Here is a 19,173-nt window from a genome sequence, read left to right as displayed (position 1 = left end):
ATGGGGTGTTGAAACAAGTTCAACATGACGGTTTTATTAATTCAATACCCTTACGCCGTCATGCCGAATTTATTTCGGTACCCCGCACGGCAGGTAATCGGCATGCAAAGCGACTTAACAAGGTGGCGACTTTTATGATGAGGTGTTGAAACAAGTTCAACATGACGGTTATTCTTAACAACCCTATATCAGCTTACTCCCGTTGGGCACGGGCTTATCAATAGTCGCCAAAACAATATCGCCGTTTTCATCGGCAAAGCCGGTTACTAAAAACTCCGACATGAAATTGGCTATCTGTTTCTTCGGAAAATTGACCACGCCGATGATCTGCCTGCCGGGTAGCTCTTCTTTGGTGTAATGTTTAGTTATCTGCGCGCTGGATTGCCTAATCCCCAATGGCCCGAAATCAACCCTGAGTTTATAAGCCGGCTTACGCGCCTCGGGGAAATCCGCAGCCTCTAATATAGTGCCTGCGCGTAACTCTACTTTTTCGAAATCGTTCCAGGTGATGGTTTCCATAGGTGTAAATATAGAGGTACGAATTTCACTAATTATATCGAATTTCACCAATGGGGATTGGCAGGGCGTGCTTTTTCTGCAGCTATAAAATACCAGGGCATCTTTACCGTTATCATCCTAAACCTGTAAACCCCATCCATGATACCTAAACCGCTTACACTTTTGATAATGGCATTGCTCTATTGCAGCATAGCGTTTGCCGATACACCGCATATAGATATTGCCCGCACCCGCGAAAAAGCCAAACAAGCTTTGATATTTTCTAAAAAAAGAGGCTACAACTCGCGGTATTGTATTTTGATTGACATGAGCCTGCCTAGCGGCGTCAAACGCTTTATGGTTTGGGATTTTAAGGCCGATAAGGCCATCTCATCAGGATTGGTTAGCCACGGCTGCGGCCTTAGTCCCTGGTCGGGGGAGTGGAGCAAGGACAAGCCTGCCTTTAGCAATGCCGACGGCAGCCACTGCACGGCCCTGGGTAAATACGCCATCGGCGCACGCGATTACAGTGCCTGGGGCATCAATGTGAAATACTATTTAACTGGTCTGGATGCCACCAACAGCAATGCCTACGCCCGGCAAATCGTTTTCCATTCCTGGGAGAAGGTGAGCGAAACGGAAGTGTACCCCAATGGTACGCCCGAAGGCTGGGGCTGCCCGGCCATATCCAACAATACAATGAAAACAGTTGACGCGCTGATCAAAAAACAAAAAAGGCGTGTGCTTATGTGGATATATAATTAATTCCCGTTTACCCGTGTGAGAAACAAAAATGCAATAGGTAATAGCTATTTTGAGTATTTATTGGTTTTTATAATAGCGAACCGCTCTTTTAATTTTAGGAATTGCTTCTCGTAAAATTCATAAGAAACATAAGAAACCAGCATAGCAAAAAACAAAGCAAACACGCGCACTGCCAGTTCTGTAAAAAAATTATCCGTTTTTAAACCAGGGAAGCACCGCCCGGCTATCTCGGTGGCTATCAATATCGTTGTAATGTGCAACAGGTATAAGCCGTAGGTATATTTACCCCATTTGCTTGCAAACTTATTGTTAGCCATGCTAAAGAAAGACTTTTCGCAAAAGCACTGTTCGGCAATAACAAAGGCAAACAATACGCAATTAAGCAACCGGCCAAGGGCTGTAAAATATATGCTTGTGTGATGGATTTGTGTAGCATAAAAGAGCCATAAAAATCCTGCTATATAGGTGCCCGCTATCGCTACCCTGCTTAAACCTTTAAGCCACAAAACGAACGATTTTGATGTATAAGCATAATAGCCTAAAAGCCCCCCTATGGCCAAATCTCCAAAAAGGCAAAAGGTGTGGAAATACAATAATAAATCATCGCCTGCATGGGCTATCCTAAAAGCATAACAAGCGATAATGATGACAGGAAATATAAACTTATACGCTTTTTGGGGGATAAAGTAAAATAGCAAAGGTAATACGAGGTAAAATTGTTCTTCTACCGCTACCGACCACGATGTGGCTAATAAGCTGTATTTTACGGTGCCATGGCGAACAATCTCCAAAAAATTAAAGTTCGAAAGGAACGTAATTACATATAAAGGGTGGATATCCCGGGCAATGTCCCAGTGCATGTAATTGGCTACGGCGGGCAAAGTGGTGTATTCCAAAAAAACCAACAGGAAGTAAAGCGGCCAGATGCGCAGGCTTCTTCGCATGTAAAAATACAGCACGTTGATTTTTCCGCTTTCCGCTTTTTCTTTAACAATCAAATAAGTAATTAAAAACCCACTTAGGACAAAGAAAAAGGAGACACCATCTGCCGCCGCAAAAAGAAACATCTCCACTACCCTCAACCAGATATGGCTGTAAAAGTCCATCTTAACAATCCTGTCCGAGTTGCTATGTTGAATAAACACAGCCAAAAATGCAAAGAATCTCAAACCATCAAGGTTAGGAAAGAAGACCCTCTCGGGTTTTGAAGGTTCAGGCTGCATTAGTCATATTAAGCAACGTTGCTGGTACTAATATACTAAATTAATTTGGTGCATTAGCCTGGTTATTTGCTTTTCAACGTCTCCTCGAATAATTTAAAAATGCGCTTATACTCATCCGTCCAGCTGCTGGGTTGAACGAAGCCGTGGTCTTCTACAGGGTACGATGCCAGTTCCCAGTTGTCCTTGTGCAGCTCTATTAGCTTTTGAGTAAGACGGATGATGTCCTGGTAGTTCACGTTCTGGTCTACCATGCCGTGCAGCATCAGCAACTTGCCTTTCAGGCCATCGGCAAAGTATATGGGCGAGCTTTGGCGGTAGGCTATATCATCCTCGAAGGGTTCGTTCAAAATATTGGAAGTGTAGCCGTGGTTGTAGTGCGCCCAATCGGTAACGGAGCGTATAGCGCCGCCGGCGGCAAATACATCCGGTTGGGTAAACAAGGCCATTAGTGTAATAAAACCGCCGTACGAGCCGCCGTAGAGGCCCACATGCTTAGGGTTTACGCCGTATTTATCTACCAGGAATTTCACGCCGTCTACCTGGTCGGTAAGGTCTTTGCCGCCCATGTGGCGGTAAATGCCGGTACGCATATCGCGGCCATAGCCCGAGCTGGCAGTGTAATCGATATCGATAACCGTGTAGCCATTATCGGCCAGCATGTTGTTGAACATATACTCGCGGAAGTAGCTGCTCCACCAGTAGTGTACGTTTTGCAGGTAACCCGCGCCATGCACGAACACTACCGCGGGCCGGGCCGGGTCGGGTGTTTTGGGTTGGTAAACGCGGGCGTAGATATCGCTGCCGTAACGATTCCTGAAGCTGATGACCTCCGGCTCTTTCCAGGCGTAGGAGTTGAATTCTGCCGTGGTAGAGCTGGTTACCTGCACCGCTTTTGCACCGGGCTTATTGGCTTGCACGTAAAGCTCCCATGGTTTGTTGGAGTACGAATAACGTATGGCCAGCCATTTTTCATCAGGCGAAAGATCAACCTCGTTGCCGCCTTTCATACCCGTTATTTTTACCGGCGCACCGCCACTTACGGGGATGCTGTAAAAATGCGTGATGCCCGGGTGCTCGATATTCGCGGTAAAGTAAAACGTCTTTTTATTATTAGATAGCTTCAGCGTCTGCACCTCCCATTTGCCCGCCGTGAGCTGCTTTTTTGTGCCGCTTACCAAGTCCATTAGGTACAGGTGCGAGTAGCCACTGGCTTCGCTTTGGTAGTAAAAGTGGCTGTTATCGGTAAAGCCGAGGCTACCGTTGGTAAAGAAGCCTCCCGTGCCGGGCCCGCCTATCCAGGCTTCGTCGCGCTGGCGATCCAGCAAGGCCAGCTTGCCTGTTGCGGCATCCAGCTTCATTATCCAGCGGTCCTTATTATCTTGCGATTCCACCACCACTACTGCGTATTTGCCATCCGCGCTCCAGATGGGCAAGCCTATATCCACCTTGCGGTCGGCATCGGATTTCTTGCGCTCTGCCAGCAGCTTGGGGTAATCTTTCAGGTAATCGGGCAAATCTTTTATACCGGGGATTTCTTTGGTTGATACGGTGTAAACCGTATCCCGCTGCCTGTCGAACACGTAACTTACCGATGTTGATTGCGGCGCGCCCACCTTGGTACGATTTGGGATATCCTCGGTAAAGCCCGATTCGGTTACGTAATTGGGCACTATGGCGTTGCGCCCGCCATCGGCTGGCTGTATCAGGCGATAGGTAATATATCGCCCGTCCGGGCTCAATTGAATCCCGTTTACGCGCTTATCGCCATATACAATTTCTTTCAGTTTAGGCAGGGCCATATCCTCGCGCTCTATGCTATCCAGCTTGCGGTCTTTATCCTCTACTTTGATGATGTCGAACAGTTCCAGTTGCTGCTTTTTCAGGTAAATTTCCTGTTTGTTGTCGGTGTTCTTTTTGGTGGGTTTGCTGGCCGTTTTCACAAAGTTGGTCAACTGAACCAGTTGGCCTTTGCCCAGGCTGAGTTTGTAGAGATTATTATCTCTAACGAACAGGATAGCACTCTCGTCGCCGGTGAATACAGGCAGGGCTTCGCGCTCGGTAGTGCTGGTAAGCTGGCTGGCTTTGCCCGTGGCTATATCCAACAGGTAAATGTCTCCGTTCTTCTCGAAGGCTTTCAGCGTATGTTTTTTGTTCCAGCTGCCGGTCTCTGGCGGTATCATGCGCTCATCGCCCGTGCCTACCTCAATGGGTTTTATATTTGTTGGGGTGATGGAGAACAGGCCGTCGCGCTCCTGGCTTTTCGGGTTCCAGTTGAAGTATATTTTCCTGCTGTCATCACTCCAGCGGATGTTGGAGGGCGCTACGCCCATCCATTTCGGGTCGCGCATAATTTTGTCGATGCTGAGCGTGCCTAATGTTTGGGCCATAGCGCCCGATGCCATCAGCAAGAAAGACAGGGTAAGGATTTTTTTCATTGTAAAAAGTATAAGCAGCCGCAAGTTAGCAGTTTAAGTAATATTACTATTTTTAACGATTGGATTGTTACAAATGGAAATAAAAGGCAGTAGTTTCATCTTACGCAACTGGCGCGAAAGCGACGCGGCGGACTTGCAGCGGCTTGCCGATAACCCTAAAATAGCTGCCAACTTGTACGACCGTTTCCCATCGCCCTACACCCTCGCCGATGCGGAGTGGTTTATCGGCAGGAAAATAAGCGAACAGCCTGCGATAACCCTGGTGATAGATGTTGAGGGGGCGTTCGCGGGAGCTATAGGACTGGAGTTCCGCGGCGATGTCTTCAGCAAATCGCCGCTATTTGGTTATTGGCTGGGCGAGCCGTATTGGGGGCGCGGCATCATGACGGAAGCCGCGCAGCTGGTAACGCAATACGCCTTTGCCACATTCGATATTATGTGCCTGCAGGCGGGCGTTTTCAGCAGCAACCCGGCATCAATGCGGGTGCTGGAGAAAGCGGGGTACGTAAAACAGGGTATCATGAAAGGTACAGTGCTAAAGCTGGGGCAGGTATTGGATGAGCATATTTATGTAGCATACCGGTCTGCAAATGATTAGGCGCCTTAATCGCTTTGCCTGGTAAGCTGGGCAGCCTTCGGCGTGGGCTTGCCTACCCTCTTATCCCGACCAGAAACCAGTCCGCAAATGCTTATCGCTGCTTCTTCGAAATCATCGTGCCCATCGCTTAGCTGCAGCCAGTCCGATTCAAAAACCTCGCCCTCGCCCAACAAAAAATCGGTAATGGCGGGTATATCAGCTTTGAGGCTGGCATGGTGCTCTTTGCGGGTGGCTATCCATAAACCATTGTGCTGCGGATTCTTGCCCACTTTACGGAAGATGAGCACGATCTTGCCTTCGAAATAAACATAAAACATGCCGATGGCCGGCTTAACCACCACCGTAGCCGGCAGGTAATCTAACAGGAACTCATATGGCATTGGTTTTTTCACTTCGTAAAAATACGATGCAAAGCTATCCGTGCATTTCGGATATCAAAAAATCGATATATTTAACCATGAAAAAAACAATCCCCGCTTTGCTGGTAGCAGCAGCTATCGCCCTTGCTTCCTGTGGCAACCAGGCAGCCGAGAATGTACAGGCTACTGCCGATTCATTGAGCAGGCAGGCCACGCAGCTATCGCTCAATAAAAAAATGGTGGCTGAGTTTTACCAGGAGTTTTTTGGCGATAAGAACATCGCCGCGGCCGACCAATACCTGGCCGATAATTACATACAGCACAACCCCGCCCTGCCCGATGGCAAAGCCGCCCTTAAAGATGGCGCTACCCTTTGGTTTAAAGGCGCGCCCAAAACCAAAATTGATATACAGCACCTTAGTGCCGATGGCAACCTGGTGTACATACACACAAAAAGCAAAATGGGCGATAAAACCATTTCGGTTATCGATATCTTCCGGATAGAGAACGGTAAGATAGCCGAGCATTGGGACGTGATACAGGAGGTGCCCGCCAAATCGGCGAACAATCACCCGATGTTTTGATGCCGTTGTCATGCTGAGGAACGAAGCATCTATTCGCCGGCTAGCATATCTTAATTGCATCGTGGCTAATAGATCCTTCGTTATCGCTCAGGATGATAAATCAATATATCTTCCTATAAAATTCCTTCACCGCTTCAGTGGGATCCAAAGCTAAATTTACCGCAGCAGAAACGGCAATTCCATAAATGCCTGTTGCCAGCAACGGCTCTACGTCGGTTAACTGAACGCCACCGACGGCTATTACAGGGATATCTATTGGTTGTTTTTCCAGCGCATAATATCCTGCATAACCCAGCAAGGGCTTATTGTTGGGTTTGGTATCGGTATGGGCAAAGGGGCCGTAACCGCAATAATCTACCACGCCGCTGTTTTGCACGCGTAGCAATGCCTCGATATTGATAGCAGATGCGCCCAAGGTTTTTTCGTCTGTTATCGCTTCGCGGATAGCAGCAAAGTCCGCATCGAAATCTTCGATGTGCACGCCTTGCGCATCTACTTTATCCAGCAAGTGGTAGTGGTTCGTTAATATCAGCGTAGCGCCCCAGTCATCGCAGATGGAGGCTATCTGATGTATCTCGGCAATAAGCCCCTCGTCGGTTTTGGTCATGCAGCGGTACTGCACCCAGTTTGCACCTGCCTCGCAGGCTATCTGTGCCTGCTCAATGTGGCTGCGGTTGGGCAAATCCTGCGTTAAGTAATGGAATTTGGATATGTATTTTCTCATGGATATGAAGTCAGAAAGTCCGCAGTCCGGAAGTCCGAAAGATAGGAAAAGAAAGTGGGGAAGTGAGGAAGTTCGCAGTCCGAAAGTCAAATGTACGAAAGTTAGAAAAAGAAAATCGGCAAGCGCAACTTGAGGAATTACCTCTTCTGTTGTGCTTGCCGACTTGGTCACTTCTTCCGGACTTTCGGACTTTTCCGACTTAAAACTATTTCAGCACCTCGCCTATGGCGGCGCCTATACTTCCGCTTGGCGCTTGTATATGCAGCAGCGCTGCAATGGTTGCGGCTATGTCCGTCATATGGGTTTCGCGAACCAGGCTGCCATGTTTAACGCCCCAGCCCATAAATACCAGCGGGATATGCGCATCATAAGGGTTCCAGGTGCCGTGGGTGGTACCTGTGCCGCCATGCCCGCCGTACCAACCTGGTTTCAGTATTATCTGGATAGTGCCGCTGCGTTCGGCGCTGTAGCCGTTTATGATACGGCTACGCAAATCTTCGGGGATATTGGCCGCTTGCACCTTTTGCATATCAACCGCATAAGCTACGCCTACCAGTTTCTGCAGGAAGGGGATACAATCTGCCTTCAAGGCCTCTTCGCTGATGCCTTCTTTGTTGATAACGGCGTAATTAAAGTTCACCTGGTAATTATTCAAACCTAAAACCAGGTTTTTCGCCTTGTATTTATTTTCCAGCAGGGTGTTTAATTGGGTGCGGGCAGCGCCTTCGTCCCAATAACCTGCCGGGATGTTATGGTCGATTAAAAACTGTGGATTGTGGGCGGCACCATGATCGGCAGTTAAGAATACAGTATAATTACCCTTGCCCACTTTAGCATCCAGGTAGCTGAAGAAAGCGGCTAAATCTTTATCCAAACGCAGGTAGGTATCTTCTACTTCTACCGAATTTGGGCCAAACTGGTGCCCGATGTAATCTGTAGATGAAAGGCTGATAGCTAAAAAATCCGTAACCACGTTTTTGCCCAGTTGCTCATTGTCTATAGCAGCCTTTGCCAAATCCAGCGTTAGCGAATTGCCATAGGGCGTGCTGCGTATCATCCCCGCATTGCCTTTATACAGCTCAGATGTTTTCACCGGGAAAGTAGGTGCATCTGCCCCGTTATATTTCCCTTCATAACGGGGGCTGTTATCGGGCGCACTTTGTACGTATGTACCGATAGGGTACAGCGGATTCCAATCCTGCTTCAAATATTTCTCGGCGTTTTTTTGGCTGTTGAAGGTTTTTACCCAGGCAGGCAAATCGTTCATATAAAAAGTGCTGGTTATCCAGTTGCCGCTGGTATCATCAAACCAGTAAGCGGCGTTGGCTACGTGCCCTGCCGGGAGGATGCCCCCACGATCTTTCAACGCAATGCCAATAACTTTAGAACGGAAGTTGGTAGCCAGTTTCAGTTCATCGGTAATGGTGCTGGCCAGCAAATTGCGCGGCGACATTTTACCCGCCACAGATGTACTGCCAACGGTGTTCACGGTAGAATCGGCCGTGCAGTACATTGATTTCCCGGTGGCCTGTACAATAAAATCATTGCCGGCCATGCCGTGTATGGCAGGTACCGACCCGGTGTATATACTGGAATGGCCAATAGCGGTAACGGTAGGAATATAAGGGATGAGGGTATTTTCGCAGGTGAAGCCCTCGTTCAGCATACGCTTGAAGCCGCCGGCCTGGTAACGGTCGTAATAACGGTACAGGTAATCCCAGCGCATTTGATCTACCACCAGGCCTACTACCAGTTTGGGGCGTGGCACCGTACCCGCCGATGTGGGATTTAATTTTTTTGTTTGGGCGGATGCCGAAGTTACGGCAAGCAAAGCCACGAATAATAGGTGCCTGATTTTCATATCGAAACATTTAAACGGCGCAAATATCCATATTGATAACCAATCTGCGTGTGATTTTTGCGTTACCTAAAGGTTAAAATATCTGCGTTTATTTTTTAAATGCCTTGAAAATTGTTTCGGCCATCAGTTCACTGCCTGCATCTCCGGGGTGTTTCCTATCGCTCGACATGATATCAGCATCAATGGATGCCTGGTTAAAATGGGGGAAGACTTTTGCAAAATCTATAAAGGCTGCGTGGTTTGCCAATGCCAGCCTAAAAAGCATATCAGCGTAGTTGGCAATTTTATATTTGCGCGGTTCTTCGTTTTCGAACAAGGTTTCGGGCGGACATAAGATCATGATATCGCAGTTGGGCTGCGCCAGTTTAAGCTGGTCAATGATATGCTGCATGTTCACCCGCATAGCCGCGGGTTCCACGTCACCATCCATCTCGTTAGTACCAAACATAATGATTGCGCCCTTTGGCTCCAGCAATTTTATAGATTGTTCCCAAAGCGGGTTATGCGCAAAAAAATCGGCCGTGGTACCCGAGCTGCCTACTTTGTGCATAGTGAAAACGTTGCCGCCGCCGCCCCTGTGCCCTACTACGCCGCAAAATACCTGCCCGGCGGCCAGCGGTTCTATATCCAGGTCTATGTTGTCGCCTGCGCTTTCAACGTTTACTACAACATTGCCAATATCTTCGGTAGTGCTGGCGTCACTTACGGTTGTCCACGCGCCGCCATTTACGCGGTAACGGAAATCGCCCGCATTGGGGTGCCGTTCGTAAATAATGGTCATCGTGTTAAGCACTACCTTCGAGCTTACGGTTATCAGGGCATTAGGGGTTTTATTGGTAACGTTGCCGCATGGGCCGTAATAGTTGCCGGGGCTGGTATCCCACAGCAATGGGTCGTAAGTAAATGTCAGCTCTTGCAAATCCATTGATGCATCGATAGAATACATACCGGTTGGGCTCCAGCGGCCGAAGCTGTCGTAACCGGGCCCACCGTCGGTAAACCCGTCTGACAGTAACTTCCCGCGCAAACGCCAGCTATAGAAATTTCCCTGTGTGTAGGAGTCGCCTATCAGCAATAAATCGTACCGGCCACTGGCGTTGGCCTTAAAGGCATTCCAGGCCTTAAGCTGGCCAAAGTTGGCTGAGGCTGGTGTTATGGTATCTGTTATAACGGTGTCGGTGGTACCGATAGGCGGCGTAGTGGGTATGGTATCGGTTGGGGTGGGGTGCGTTAAGGAATCGGGTATTATGGGTGGATCGAGCTTACAGCTCTGGATAATAAAAACAGTAGCGAGTAAAAACAGTACTACGTATCCGCGTTTCCATTTTGCTCTTGTGCGGCGGGTGCCATCCGGGCAATTCGGGGTATTCTTCATATTGTGATTAGGGGCTGGCGTTAAATAATAAGTGTATTGTACGCGTAGCTAAATATATGAAAAACATCTCGTTGAGCAAATTACTCAACGGGAATAGTACAAAAAAACATATTGCAGCGGCGGCAATGCAGGGAATAAGCAAATATCGCATAGCACGCTGCGCCGTATCAGACCATAAACGTAAGCAGCGCATGCTGACCGGCGGTATGCAGATCGCGCCAAACCCTGTTTATTTCGGTATCCGGCGATGCAGCCAACAGGCCGCAGTACGGATACAGCGCGTCTACGCATTCGCGGCCGGTTTTGGCTAATAATCTGCTGGCGTGGCTCACCTGTTGCAATAAATTATCGTCATTAGGCTGCTGCCACGAAGCCGCTACCGCCGTATGGAAGGTCGCCCGCGTTTGGTTAAGCAGGGTGGTTTGCGCCTCAAGTGCATCCATCATGGTAAGCACATTGGCAGGGCTCACCCGGCGCAGGTTGGTTGCCTTGTGTGCGAAGGCGGGCACGCACAGGTCGGTGAAATGAACGGCCATGCCGGCCAGGTTGGCGGCAAGCGTAGCCTCGGCCAGCTGCATGAAGGGGTAGCGGTATAGCGGTGCATCTATTACCGCGGCTTCGGCTTCTATCTTAAAACAATGGCTTTTATCTACATAAACATCCTTTATCTCGTAAGCATCGCTGCCCGTGGCTATCATGCCCATATACTTCCAGCCGGGCAGCAGGGTAACGTCGGCACGTTTAATGGTAAAAGGCAATATCAGCTCCGTACCATCGGGATTTAATACGGGTATGCTCCCCTCCGTAATTACGCAGTTTACGGTGATGTACGTAGCATGATGCACGCCGCTGGCGTACTTCCAGCTGCCGTTGATGATGTAACCATCGCCCATTATTTCGGCTGTGCCGGTTGCCGCGCCGCTGCCTGCAATACAAGCCTGGGCATCGGCATAAACCTGCCGGGCCATGCCCAACTCTAAAAACCCGCCGAACCATCCTGCGCCGCAGCAAAGCGTAACCACCCAACCCAAGCTACCATCGGCCCAGCTAAGGGCCTCTTCTATTGCCACCAGTTGTGGCAGTGGCGTTTGCAATCCGCCGTATGCAGCAGGCACAAGCAGGTTAAACCATTGCTGCTGATACACCAGTTCCAGCTGTGCAGGGTGCAACTTACCCAATTGCTCCGCCTCCGCGGCGTGGCTGCGTATGGTATCTACCCAAGAAGGGAGCAAAAGCGTAGAGGGGTGCTCCATATCAGCTTGCATCAGCGGTTAAGCGTTCTTTGATGATTAGCTTACGCCAATCGTAGTAGCCAAAAATAGCTACAATGAACAGTATCAGCGTAAGTACGGCAAACATCACCAGGTTTTTGTGGTAAAGCAGTGGTATGGCAAACAGGTTGCTGATGTTCAGCAGCACCCAGTTCTCTATTTTGCGCCGCGCCAGTAGCCACATCCCCGCCCATGCGGTTGATGATACCCAGGCATCCCAAATGGGCACAGTAGAAGTGGTAAAGTTTACCAGCAGCAAATACAGCAGGCCCCAGCCTACGAATGAGATGAGCAGGGTTATCGCCCATTCGGTACGGTTGCTGTAGCTTACTTTTACGGGCGGCTGTCCTTGTTTTTTTATCCAATAGTACCAACCGTAAACGCTCATCACTACGTAATAGCAGCTCAGCAGGCATTCGGCATACAAGGCAACTTTCAGTAAGAGATAAATAGATATCAAAGTAGCGGCTATACCCGTTGGGTATAGCCACACTTTATTGGCGCGGGCCAGCAATACTTCGGCAACGCCTAATATCACGGCCAGCCATTCCAGCCAGGTGGTTGCCTTTATTTGTTCTATGAAAAGGTCTATCCAGCTTTGCATCGGCCTAAAAACTTAAGCTTACCGAGGCCATAAAATTGCGCGGGGCCTGCGGGAAGTAATAGTTATAGTTCACAACCTGCCCGCCTTCTATATCCGGGTAGGTTGCGCCATTGGCTTCGTATTTTTTGCTGAATATGTTATTCACCTGCAGGCCCAGGCCGATGTTTTTTACAGATTTTACGCTAAAGTTATACCGCATGCGCACATCGCTCACGAAATAGCTTTTCAACAGCCTGTCGGTAACGAAGGCATTGCTGCCTGCCGATGTAAAGCCCGTAGGGTTGGTGTTCATGGTATTATCCAGGTATTGCCTGCTGATGTATTTGCTGATGAAGGCAATCTCTCCGCCTTTGAACGGCGCAAGGCTCAACTCGCTGGACGCAATGAACGATGGCGAATAAGCAATATCCGTTTTCTTCAGCAGGATGAATGCCTGGCTGCCATCATCATAATTATTCAGGAACTGGCCGTAGTTTTTTATTTTATTGGTGCTGATAGTGGCCGTTGCTGCCCAGCTTAGCGACCGGGTAATTTGCAGTCGGCCATCCAGCTCTATACCGGCACGGTAGCTATCCTTTACGTTGTTACGTATCTGTGCGCCTACATCATTCAAAGCACCCGTCAATATCAGCTGGTTTTTGTACAGCATATAAAACAGGTTGATGCCGCCGCGGAATACATCTCCGCTGGTACGGTAGCCTGCTTCGAAATCCTTCAGGTTCTCGGCTTTGGGTCGGCTTGCAGGAGTGCTATTGGTGTAATCGTCGCGGTTAGGTTCATGGTTGCCCACGGCGAATGATGCGTAGATGTTGTTGTTTTCGTTCAGCTGGTAAGTGATGCCCACTTTAGGGTTGAAAAAGTTGAGCGTGGCGTTTTGCTGCACGTTGTTCAAATTCCTGTCGAAGCCAAGGAAAGAATAGTAAATACGGCGGTATTGCATATCGGCAAATAGGGTAACATCCCCGGTTTTGTACTCGCCCCTGCCGAATATATTGAAATCGTTCTTCTTGGCATCGTCGCGGTAGTATTCGTAATTAGGCAGTATGCCTGCGCTCTGCGCCGTATAGATAATATTGCCAAAATGCGCGCCGGTGTATCGGTTGTAGGCACCACCCAGCGTAAAGTTAAGGTTGCTTTGCGGCTGATACTTCAACGCGTAGGTAATACCGTAAAAATCGTTATCCAGCCAGCGGCGGCGGGCCAGGTCGGTATTTTTAATAGTATCGCCGCCAATAACCACAGGCGTTAAGCCATAGTTGGCTACGCTGGCATCGGTTTTATATTCCTCATAATAGCCTTTGCCTTTGGTATAGTGCAGCGCTCCGCTGAAGGATACTTTATCTGATAGTTTTTGGTCGTACAATAATTGATAATGGTTTTGCAGGTAATCATCTACCTGATCTTTATAAAAGCTGCCATCGGGCAGTATGCCCAGCTCGTTGTAGGTGCGGTGGTTGGGCAGGTTGTTATCGCTGATGATGTAATCGGGCACGCCATTCCAGGCCTGGTAGGTACGCTCGTAGCCCGAGAAGATATTAGCCCGCAGCGTACTGTTTGCGCCATAATAAGCCCCGCTTACGAAGAAAGATTTCAGTTGCGAAGATGCCCTATCGATATACCCATCAGATTTGATGCGCGACAAGCGGCCATCTACACTAAAATGCCCGCCCAGTAAACCGGTACCTAGGTTGACGGTGTTCTTCACCGAACCGTACGAGCCTACCGAATTGTTGATATCGGCGTAGCCTGTGTCGCGGCGGGTAGTGGTTTGAATGTTGATACTACCGCCGAACGCACCTGCGCCATTGGTTGATGTGCCCACCCCACGCTGTACCTGTATGTTGTTGATGGAGGAAGTAATATCGGGCAGATCCACGAAGTAGGAACCCTGGCTCTCCGAATCGTTATACGGGATGCCGTTGATGGTGACGTTTACCCTGCTGGCATCGCTGCCGCGGATGCGGATGCCGGTATAACCTATGCCCGCGCCTGCATCGGAAGTAATAACCACCGATGGCGTTTGGTTAAGCAAATAAGGCAGGTCCTGGCCAAAATTGTTCTTTTCCAGTTGCTTTTTGCTGAGGTTGGTAAAGGCCGTAGGCGAGTTTTTGCCGGCACGGGTTGCGGTTACCACCACTTCCTCTGCACTGAATGCGCTACGGATGAGGATGAAATTTACCGGTTTGTTGACCTGAGTCGTCACTATTATAGTACGCGTTTGGTACCCTACGTAACTGGCTCTTAATAAATAGCTCCCTTCCGGAAACTTGCCCAAGTTGTAGTTGCCGTTCTGGTCGGCCTGAGTACTTTGGGCGGGCTGTTCTACAGTAATGGTTGCGCCAGGCAGTGCTTCGCCGGCTTGATTGGTGATTTTTCCGCTGATAGAAAACTGGGCCGATGCCAAAACAGGCAGCAGCAGGGCGAAGAGCGCCGCAAATAAATTTTTCAAAATGTGTTAAACAATGAATGAGTTAAACCATCTGCCGCCGGGATAAAACGGCAGTACACTTAACTTGTTACCTCTCCCTACGCCGGCATTACCCGGATCAGGTGCATGGGGTTGAATTGTAGAGACACAATATCTTGTGTCTCGGATGCGCTTTATCGAGCCACAAAATATTGTGCCTCTACGCGGGAAAACTCAACTCCAATGGGTTTGATCTCAGCCTGTCTTTCAGTTTGGTAAAATAACCTGCAGATTATTTTTAGTACACCAAAGCAAGGCACCCCTTGAGAATTATGTGGCAAATATAGGAATTAGATGTGAGATTTGAGACGTGAGATTTGAGAAGGTTAGGTCATCTTCTATTAAGCCTCTCTATTACTTCCTCTAACGAGAGGAGTTTCCCTTCTTCCGCTTGCTTCCGGCTCCTTTCGATGCCGTCTTTAACATGCTTGGGCAATTCGGTATAAAAATCCTTCCCAACTAAATTTTGCGGATGCCTAGCAGGCCGTTCGGGAAATTTTGAATAATCGGCTTCGTCCATTTTTGCCATAATCCAAATAAAACTTTTGAAAAGTTGTAAAATCTATTGCCTCTAAAGAGTTAAGGTGGAGGGATTCGAACCCTCGAGTCGTTTTAACAACATACCGTCTTTCGACAATAGCCTTCACCACTCAGCCACACGCTTAACCATATCAAATTTACATATAATGGTTTAGAGATAGGATTTCCCCTTGCATTTTAAACTAATTTTTAGCTTTGTAAGGCATGATAACTATTAAACAGCTCGACCAGGGGCGCAACAACAATTTCGATCTGCTGCGCTTTATCGCCGCTGCCATGGTTATCTTCGGGCACTCGTACCTGGCTACCGGCCATCACGACCGCGAACCGCTTGCCCGGCTGGTGGGCTTTATCGAATTCGGGTCGCTGGGGGTAAAAATCTTCTTCGTTATCAGCGGCTACCTCATTACCAAAAGCCTCTACCGGCAGCCTACCTTAGGCAGCTTCGTTTGGGCCCGAGCCTTGCGCATATTCCCGGGCTTGCTGGTAGCGGCCGTGCTATGCGCATTTGTAATCGGTCCGCTTGCCACCACCTTAAGCCTGCACGATTATTTTGCCGACGGGCGCGTGTACGATTTCGCCTGGCGACTTTTTACTGTACATAACCTGGATAATACGCTGCCCGGCGTGTTCGAAACGATACCCTACGCCAAGCAAGTAAACGGCTCACTGTGGACGCTGGCCGGCGAACTGCTATTGTATGCCGTGGTTCTATTGTGGGGCGTAGTGCTCTTATTATGGCAACGGCAATTAAAGCTACTGGCGCGTGCAACCCCGGCATTGCTTTTGGTAGCTTTGTTTTTTGCGGGCATTGTTTACGCGCCCTGGTATATGGATTTTGTGCTGGCCTGGGGGGCGGTGTTCCTGTTGGGTGCTTTAGCTTATTTATTCGGCGATAAAATCATCATCAATATCCCACTGGCAATAGGGCTATTCATCGTTACTGCGCTACTCTTCCATTTCAGATCGCCGTTGCTGGTTACCTCGTTCAATATCTCGCTGGCCTATGGCATTTTTGTCGTAGCCTATCACCCAGCGCTTCAGGTAAAAGCTTTCCATAAACTTGGCGATTTTTCTTACGGGCTATACATCTATGCTTTCCCTATACAGCAGTTTATGGCGCTCAAATTCCCGCAATGGGGCGTAGCGGCCAACTTCGGCGCATCTTTCCTGCTTACGTTGGCGCTGGCAGCGGCATCCTGGTACATGGTAGAAAAGCCCATGTTGAAGCTGAAGATGGCGCAATCGGCTAAGCCGGCATAGTTTGTTTTTATTTATTGATTAAGCTGATTCGCTTCATCTTCAGGCACCGTAAGTTTCCCATCTAAAGCTTAATTATCCAATTTGTGCCCATTAAAAGGCCCGTTTTCTAAACTTTCTTCTATCTCAATTCTCATATCTCATATCTCATATCTCAAAAAAATGTACTTTTGCAAACTTTTTAAAAAGGAATTATGCTTAGAACACACACTTGCGGGCAATTAAATATCAGCAATTTAGGGGAAACCATCACCCTTTGCGGATGGGTACAGAAATCGCGCGACCTGGGCGGCACTACTTTTATTGACGTACGCGACCGCTACGGCCTTACCCAGCTTGTTTTGAATACCGATACCGATGCCAACCTGCGCGAAGCCGGCCGCCAGCTGGGCCGCGAGTTCGTGATAAAAGTTACCGGCAAAGTGGTAGAGCGTTCTAACAAAAACACCAAAATAGCCACCGGCGAAATCGAGATCACCGTTACTGAACTGGAGATACTGAACGCCGCCAAGATACCTCCCTTTTTAATTGAGGATGAAACCGACGGCGGCGAAGAGCTGCGCGCAAAATACCGCTACCTGGATCTTCGCCGCAACCCTATACGCCAAAACCTGGTGCTACGCCACAAAATGGCGCAGGAGATACGCAAGTATTTAGACGGACTTGATTTCATCGAGGTAGAAACCCCGGTGCTGATTAAATCTACACCCGAAGGCGCGCGCGACTTTGTGGTGCCAAGCCGCATGAACCCCGGCGAGTTTTACGCACTGCCGCAATCGCCGCAAACCTTTAAGCAATTGCTGATGGTGAGCGGGTTCGACCGTTATTTCCAAATTGTGAAATGCTTTAGGGACGAGGATCTGCGTGCCGACCGCCAACCGGAGTTTACCCAAATAGATTGCGAGATGTCGTTCATTACCCAGGAGGATATCCTGAATATCTTCGAGGGCCTTACCCGTCATTTGTTCAGCACCGTAAAAGGGCTGGAACTGGGCGATTTCCCGCGGATGCAATATGCAGATGCTATGCGTTTATACGGTTCTGACAAGCCGGATACCCGCTTCGGGATGGAATTCGTTGAACTGAACGACATCGTAAAAGGAAAAGGCTTCAGCATATTCGACAATGCCGAACTGGTTGTAGGCATCAATGCTAAAGGTTGCGCCGGCTATACCCGCAAACAATTAGACGAGTTGACCGAATGGCTTAAACGCCCGCAAATTGGCGCTACCGGCCTGATATATTGCCGTTACAATACCGATGGCACTTTAAAATCGTCGGTAGATAAGTTTTACAACGAAGACGAACTGACCAACTGGGCTGCATCTTTTGAAGCAGAACAGGGCGACTTAATATTAATACTGGCCGGGCAAACTGATAAAGTACGTAAGCAACTGAACGAGTTGCGGCTGGAAATTGGCAGTCGCTTAGGCTTACGCGATAAAAACAAATTCTCGCCGCTATGGGTGTTGGATTTCCCGCTGTTGGAGTGGGACGAAGAAAGCGAACGCTTCCATGCTATGCACCACCCTTTCACTTCGCCAAAACCGGAAGACATCGCCATGTTGGATACCGACCCTAAAAACGTTCGCGCCAATGCTTACGATTTGGTAATTAACGGTACCGAAATTGGCGGCGGCAGCATCCGTATCCACGATAGGGAACTACAGGCCCTGATGTTTAAACACCTGGGATTCTCCAAAGAAGAAGCGCAGAAACAATTCGGCTTTTTGATGGATGCATTTGAGTATGGTGCACCTCCGCATGGCGGTATTGCCTTCGGTTTCGATAGGCTTACTTCTATCTTCGCCGGGCTCGATTCTATCCGCGACGTAATTGCTTTCCCTAAGAACAACTCGGGCCGCGATGTGATGATCGATTCACCATCAACCATCGCCGAAGCGCAGATGAACGAACTAAAAATAAAAACCACTGTATCATAATATAGCAAACAACCGTTACTATTAGCATGAAAAAATATATCCTGATCCTGAGTTTATTGGTTGTTGGCTGCTCGGCCTGTAAAAAAGAAGCGAAATTCGATGCTGCGGCACAAGCCGTAGCGGATGATAACGCCATAAAGGCCTATCTTGCTGCCAACACGAGCATCACTGCAACAAAAGACGCATCGGGTATTTACTACCAGATTATTACCCCAGGCACCGGTGCCAACCCTACTTTATCGTCTACAGTTACCGTAAACTACGTCGGTAAATTATTAGATGGTTCACAGTTCGATAAAGGCAACGGCACAACCTACCCATTAAATGGCTTTATACAGGGTTGGCAAAAAGGAATCCCGTTCTTAAAACCGGGCGGCCGTATGCTGCTTATTGTGCCTTCGGCATTGGCTTACGGCAATAGCTCGCCGGGAGCGGGTATCCCTGCAAACTCTGTGTTAGTATTTACTATAGACTTGTTGAGTTTCACTAACTAAAATCAAATCATAAGATACATAGCAAAAAAGCACGGTGCCAATGGCACCGTGCTTTTTTGCTTTTAATAACCCGATATAGCGGAACCCAACTTTGTTCAATTTGCTCGCAAAGAAGAGATTTACAATCAGAAAGAACTGATGGCAAGATGTAGTTTATTAATACCGGGTTACT

At 48.6% G+C, this 19,173-nt stretch carries 17 protein-coding genes and 1 tRNA gene; 6 read left to right on the top strand and 12 right to left on the bottom strand.

Going from position 1 to position 19,173, the window contains the following annotated elements; genetic code table 11:
* Window positions 1-183 precede the first annotated feature (183 nt).
* Entirely contained in the window at window positions 184-519 is a 336-nt protein-coding gene (locus AC1DXC_RS02310) for a tRNA-binding protein (protein WP_477457511.1), read from the bottom strand.
* Window positions 520-687: 168 nt separating this feature from the next.
* Here AC1DXC_RS02310 and AC1DXC_RS02305 point away from each other — a divergent pair, with 168 nt between their 5' ends.
* On the top strand, window positions 688-1,263 hold the full coding sequence (locus AC1DXC_RS02305) for a murein L,D-transpeptidase catalytic domain-containing protein (protein ID WP_477457510.1): 576 nt from the start codon (window positions 688-690) through the stop codon (window positions 1,261-1,263).
* Between the two features lie 44 nt (window positions 1,264-1,307).
* Here AC1DXC_RS02305 and AC1DXC_RS02300 read toward each other — a convergent pair whose 3' ends face one another.
* Both AC1DXC_RS02300 and AC1DXC_RS02295 read right to left on the bottom strand, forming a co-directional pair.
* Window positions 1,308-2,486, bottom strand: a complete 1,179-nt coding sequence (locus AC1DXC_RS02300) for an acyltransferase family protein (RefSeq protein WP_477457509.1) — start codon at window positions 2,484-2,486, stop codon at window positions 1,308-1,310.
* Between the two features lie 62 nt (window positions 2,487-2,548).
* Window positions 2,549-4,921, bottom strand: a complete 2,373-nt coding sequence (locus tag AC1DXC_RS02295; protein WP_477457508.1) for a S9 family peptidase — start codon at window positions 4,919-4,921, stop codon at window positions 2,549-2,551.
* Window positions 4,922-4,994: 73 nt separating this feature from the next.
* Between AC1DXC_RS02295 and AC1DXC_RS02290 the strand changes: the two genes are divergently transcribed.
* Window positions 4,995-5,519, top strand: a complete 525-nt coding sequence (locus AC1DXC_RS02290; protein ID WP_477457507.1) for a GNAT family N-acetyltransferase — start codon at window positions 4,995-4,997, stop codon at window positions 5,517-5,519.
* A 5-nt stretch (window positions 5,520-5,524) separates the two neighbouring features.
* Here the strand turns inward: AC1DXC_RS02290 and AC1DXC_RS02285 are convergent, their stop codons facing one another.
* Window positions 5,525-5,911, bottom strand: a complete 387-nt coding sequence (locus tag AC1DXC_RS02285) for a hypothetical protein (RefSeq protein WP_477457506.1) — start codon at window positions 5,909-5,911, stop codon at window positions 5,525-5,527.
* Window positions 5,912-5,976: 65 nt separating this feature from the next.
* Between AC1DXC_RS02285 and AC1DXC_RS02280 the strand changes: the two genes are divergently transcribed.
* Window positions 5,977-6,462 (top strand): nuclear transport factor 2 family protein, encoded by a 486-nt coding sequence (locus tag AC1DXC_RS02280; protein ID WP_477457505.1) that lies wholly within the window; start codon window positions 5,977-5,979, stop codon window positions 6,460-6,462.
* Between the two features lie 100 nt (window positions 6,463-6,562).
* Here AC1DXC_RS02280 and AC1DXC_RS02275 read toward each other — a convergent pair whose 3' ends face one another.
* From AC1DXC_RS02275 to AC1DXC_RS02240, 8 genes are all read right to left on the bottom strand, one after another.
* Window positions 6,563-7,186, bottom strand: a complete 624-nt coding sequence (locus AC1DXC_RS02275) for a thiamine phosphate synthase (RefSeq protein WP_477457504.1) — start codon at window positions 7,184-7,186, stop codon at window positions 6,563-6,565.
* Window positions 7,187-7,391: 205 nt separating this feature from the next.
* On the bottom strand, window positions 7,392-9,047 hold the full coding sequence (gene pafA, locus AC1DXC_RS02270; protein ID WP_477457503.1) for an alkaline phosphatase PafA: 1,656 nt from the start codon (window positions 9,045-9,047) through the stop codon (window positions 7,392-7,394).
* A gap of 88 nt (window positions 9,048-9,135) precedes the next feature.
* Window positions 9,136-10,422: an SGNH/GDSL hydrolase family protein gene (locus AC1DXC_RS02265; RefSeq protein WP_477457502.1), complete on the bottom strand. Its 1,287-nt coding sequence runs from the start codon at window positions 10,420-10,422 to the stop codon at window positions 9,136-9,138.
* A 167-nt stretch (window positions 10,423-10,589) separates the two neighbouring features.
* Window positions 10,590-11,687: an acyl-CoA dehydrogenase family protein gene (locus tag AC1DXC_RS02260; protein WP_477457501.1), complete on the bottom strand. Its 1,098-nt coding sequence runs from the start codon at window positions 11,685-11,687 to the stop codon at window positions 10,590-10,592.
* Window positions 11,677-12,297 carry a nicotinamide riboside transporter PnuC gene (pnuC, locus tag AC1DXC_RS02255; RefSeq protein ID WP_477457500.1) on the bottom strand — a complete coding sequence of 207 codons (621 nt, stop codon included), beginning with the start codon at window positions 12,295-12,297 and terminating at the stop codon, window positions 11,677-11,679. Before pnuC ends, AC1DXC_RS02260 begins: the two co-directional genes overlap by 11 nt.
* A gap of 4 nt (window positions 12,298-12,301) precedes the next feature.
* Entirely contained in the window at window positions 12,302-14,746 is a 2,445-nt protein-coding gene (locus tag AC1DXC_RS02250) for a TonB-dependent receptor (protein WP_477457499.1), read from the bottom strand.
* 349 nt (window positions 14,747-15,095) lie between these two features.
* Window positions 15,096-15,293 (bottom strand): hypothetical protein, encoded by a 198-nt coding sequence (locus AC1DXC_RS02245; protein WP_477457498.1) that lies wholly within the window; start codon window positions 15,291-15,293, stop codon window positions 15,096-15,098.
* 50 nt (window positions 15,294-15,343) lie between these two features.
* Window positions 15,344-15,429 (bottom strand) — tRNA-OTHER (locus tag AC1DXC_RS02240).
* Between the two features lie 79 nt (window positions 15,430-15,508).
* On the opposite strand from AC1DXC_RS02240, the gene AC1DXC_RS02235 reads away from it, so the two are divergent.
* The 3 genes from AC1DXC_RS02235 (at window position 15,509) to AC1DXC_RS02225 (ending at window position 19,001) form a co-directional block, all read left to right on the top strand.
* Window positions 15,509-16,567 carry an acyltransferase family protein gene (locus AC1DXC_RS02235; RefSeq protein ID WP_477457497.1) on the top strand — a complete coding sequence of 353 codons (1,059 nt, stop codon included), beginning with the start codon at window positions 15,509-15,511 and terminating at the stop codon, window positions 16,565-16,567.
* Window positions 16,568-16,758: 191 nt separating this feature from the next.
* Window positions 16,759-18,507 (top strand): aspartate--tRNA ligase, encoded by a 1,749-nt coding sequence (gene aspS / locus AC1DXC_RS02230; protein WP_477457496.1) that lies wholly within the window; start codon window positions 16,759-16,761, stop codon window positions 18,505-18,507.
* 26 nt (window positions 18,508-18,533) lie between these two features.
* Window positions 18,534-19,001, top strand: a complete 468-nt coding sequence (locus tag AC1DXC_RS02225; protein WP_477457495.1) for an FKBP-type peptidyl-prolyl cis-trans isomerase — start codon at window positions 18,534-18,536, stop codon at window positions 18,999-19,001.
* The last annotated feature ends 172 nt before the right edge of the window (window positions 19,002-19,173 follow it).

The organism is Mucilaginibacter sp. P2_D11 (genome assembly GCF_056404435.1).
This window is presented reverse-complemented; position numbering and strand designations above follow the sequence as displayed.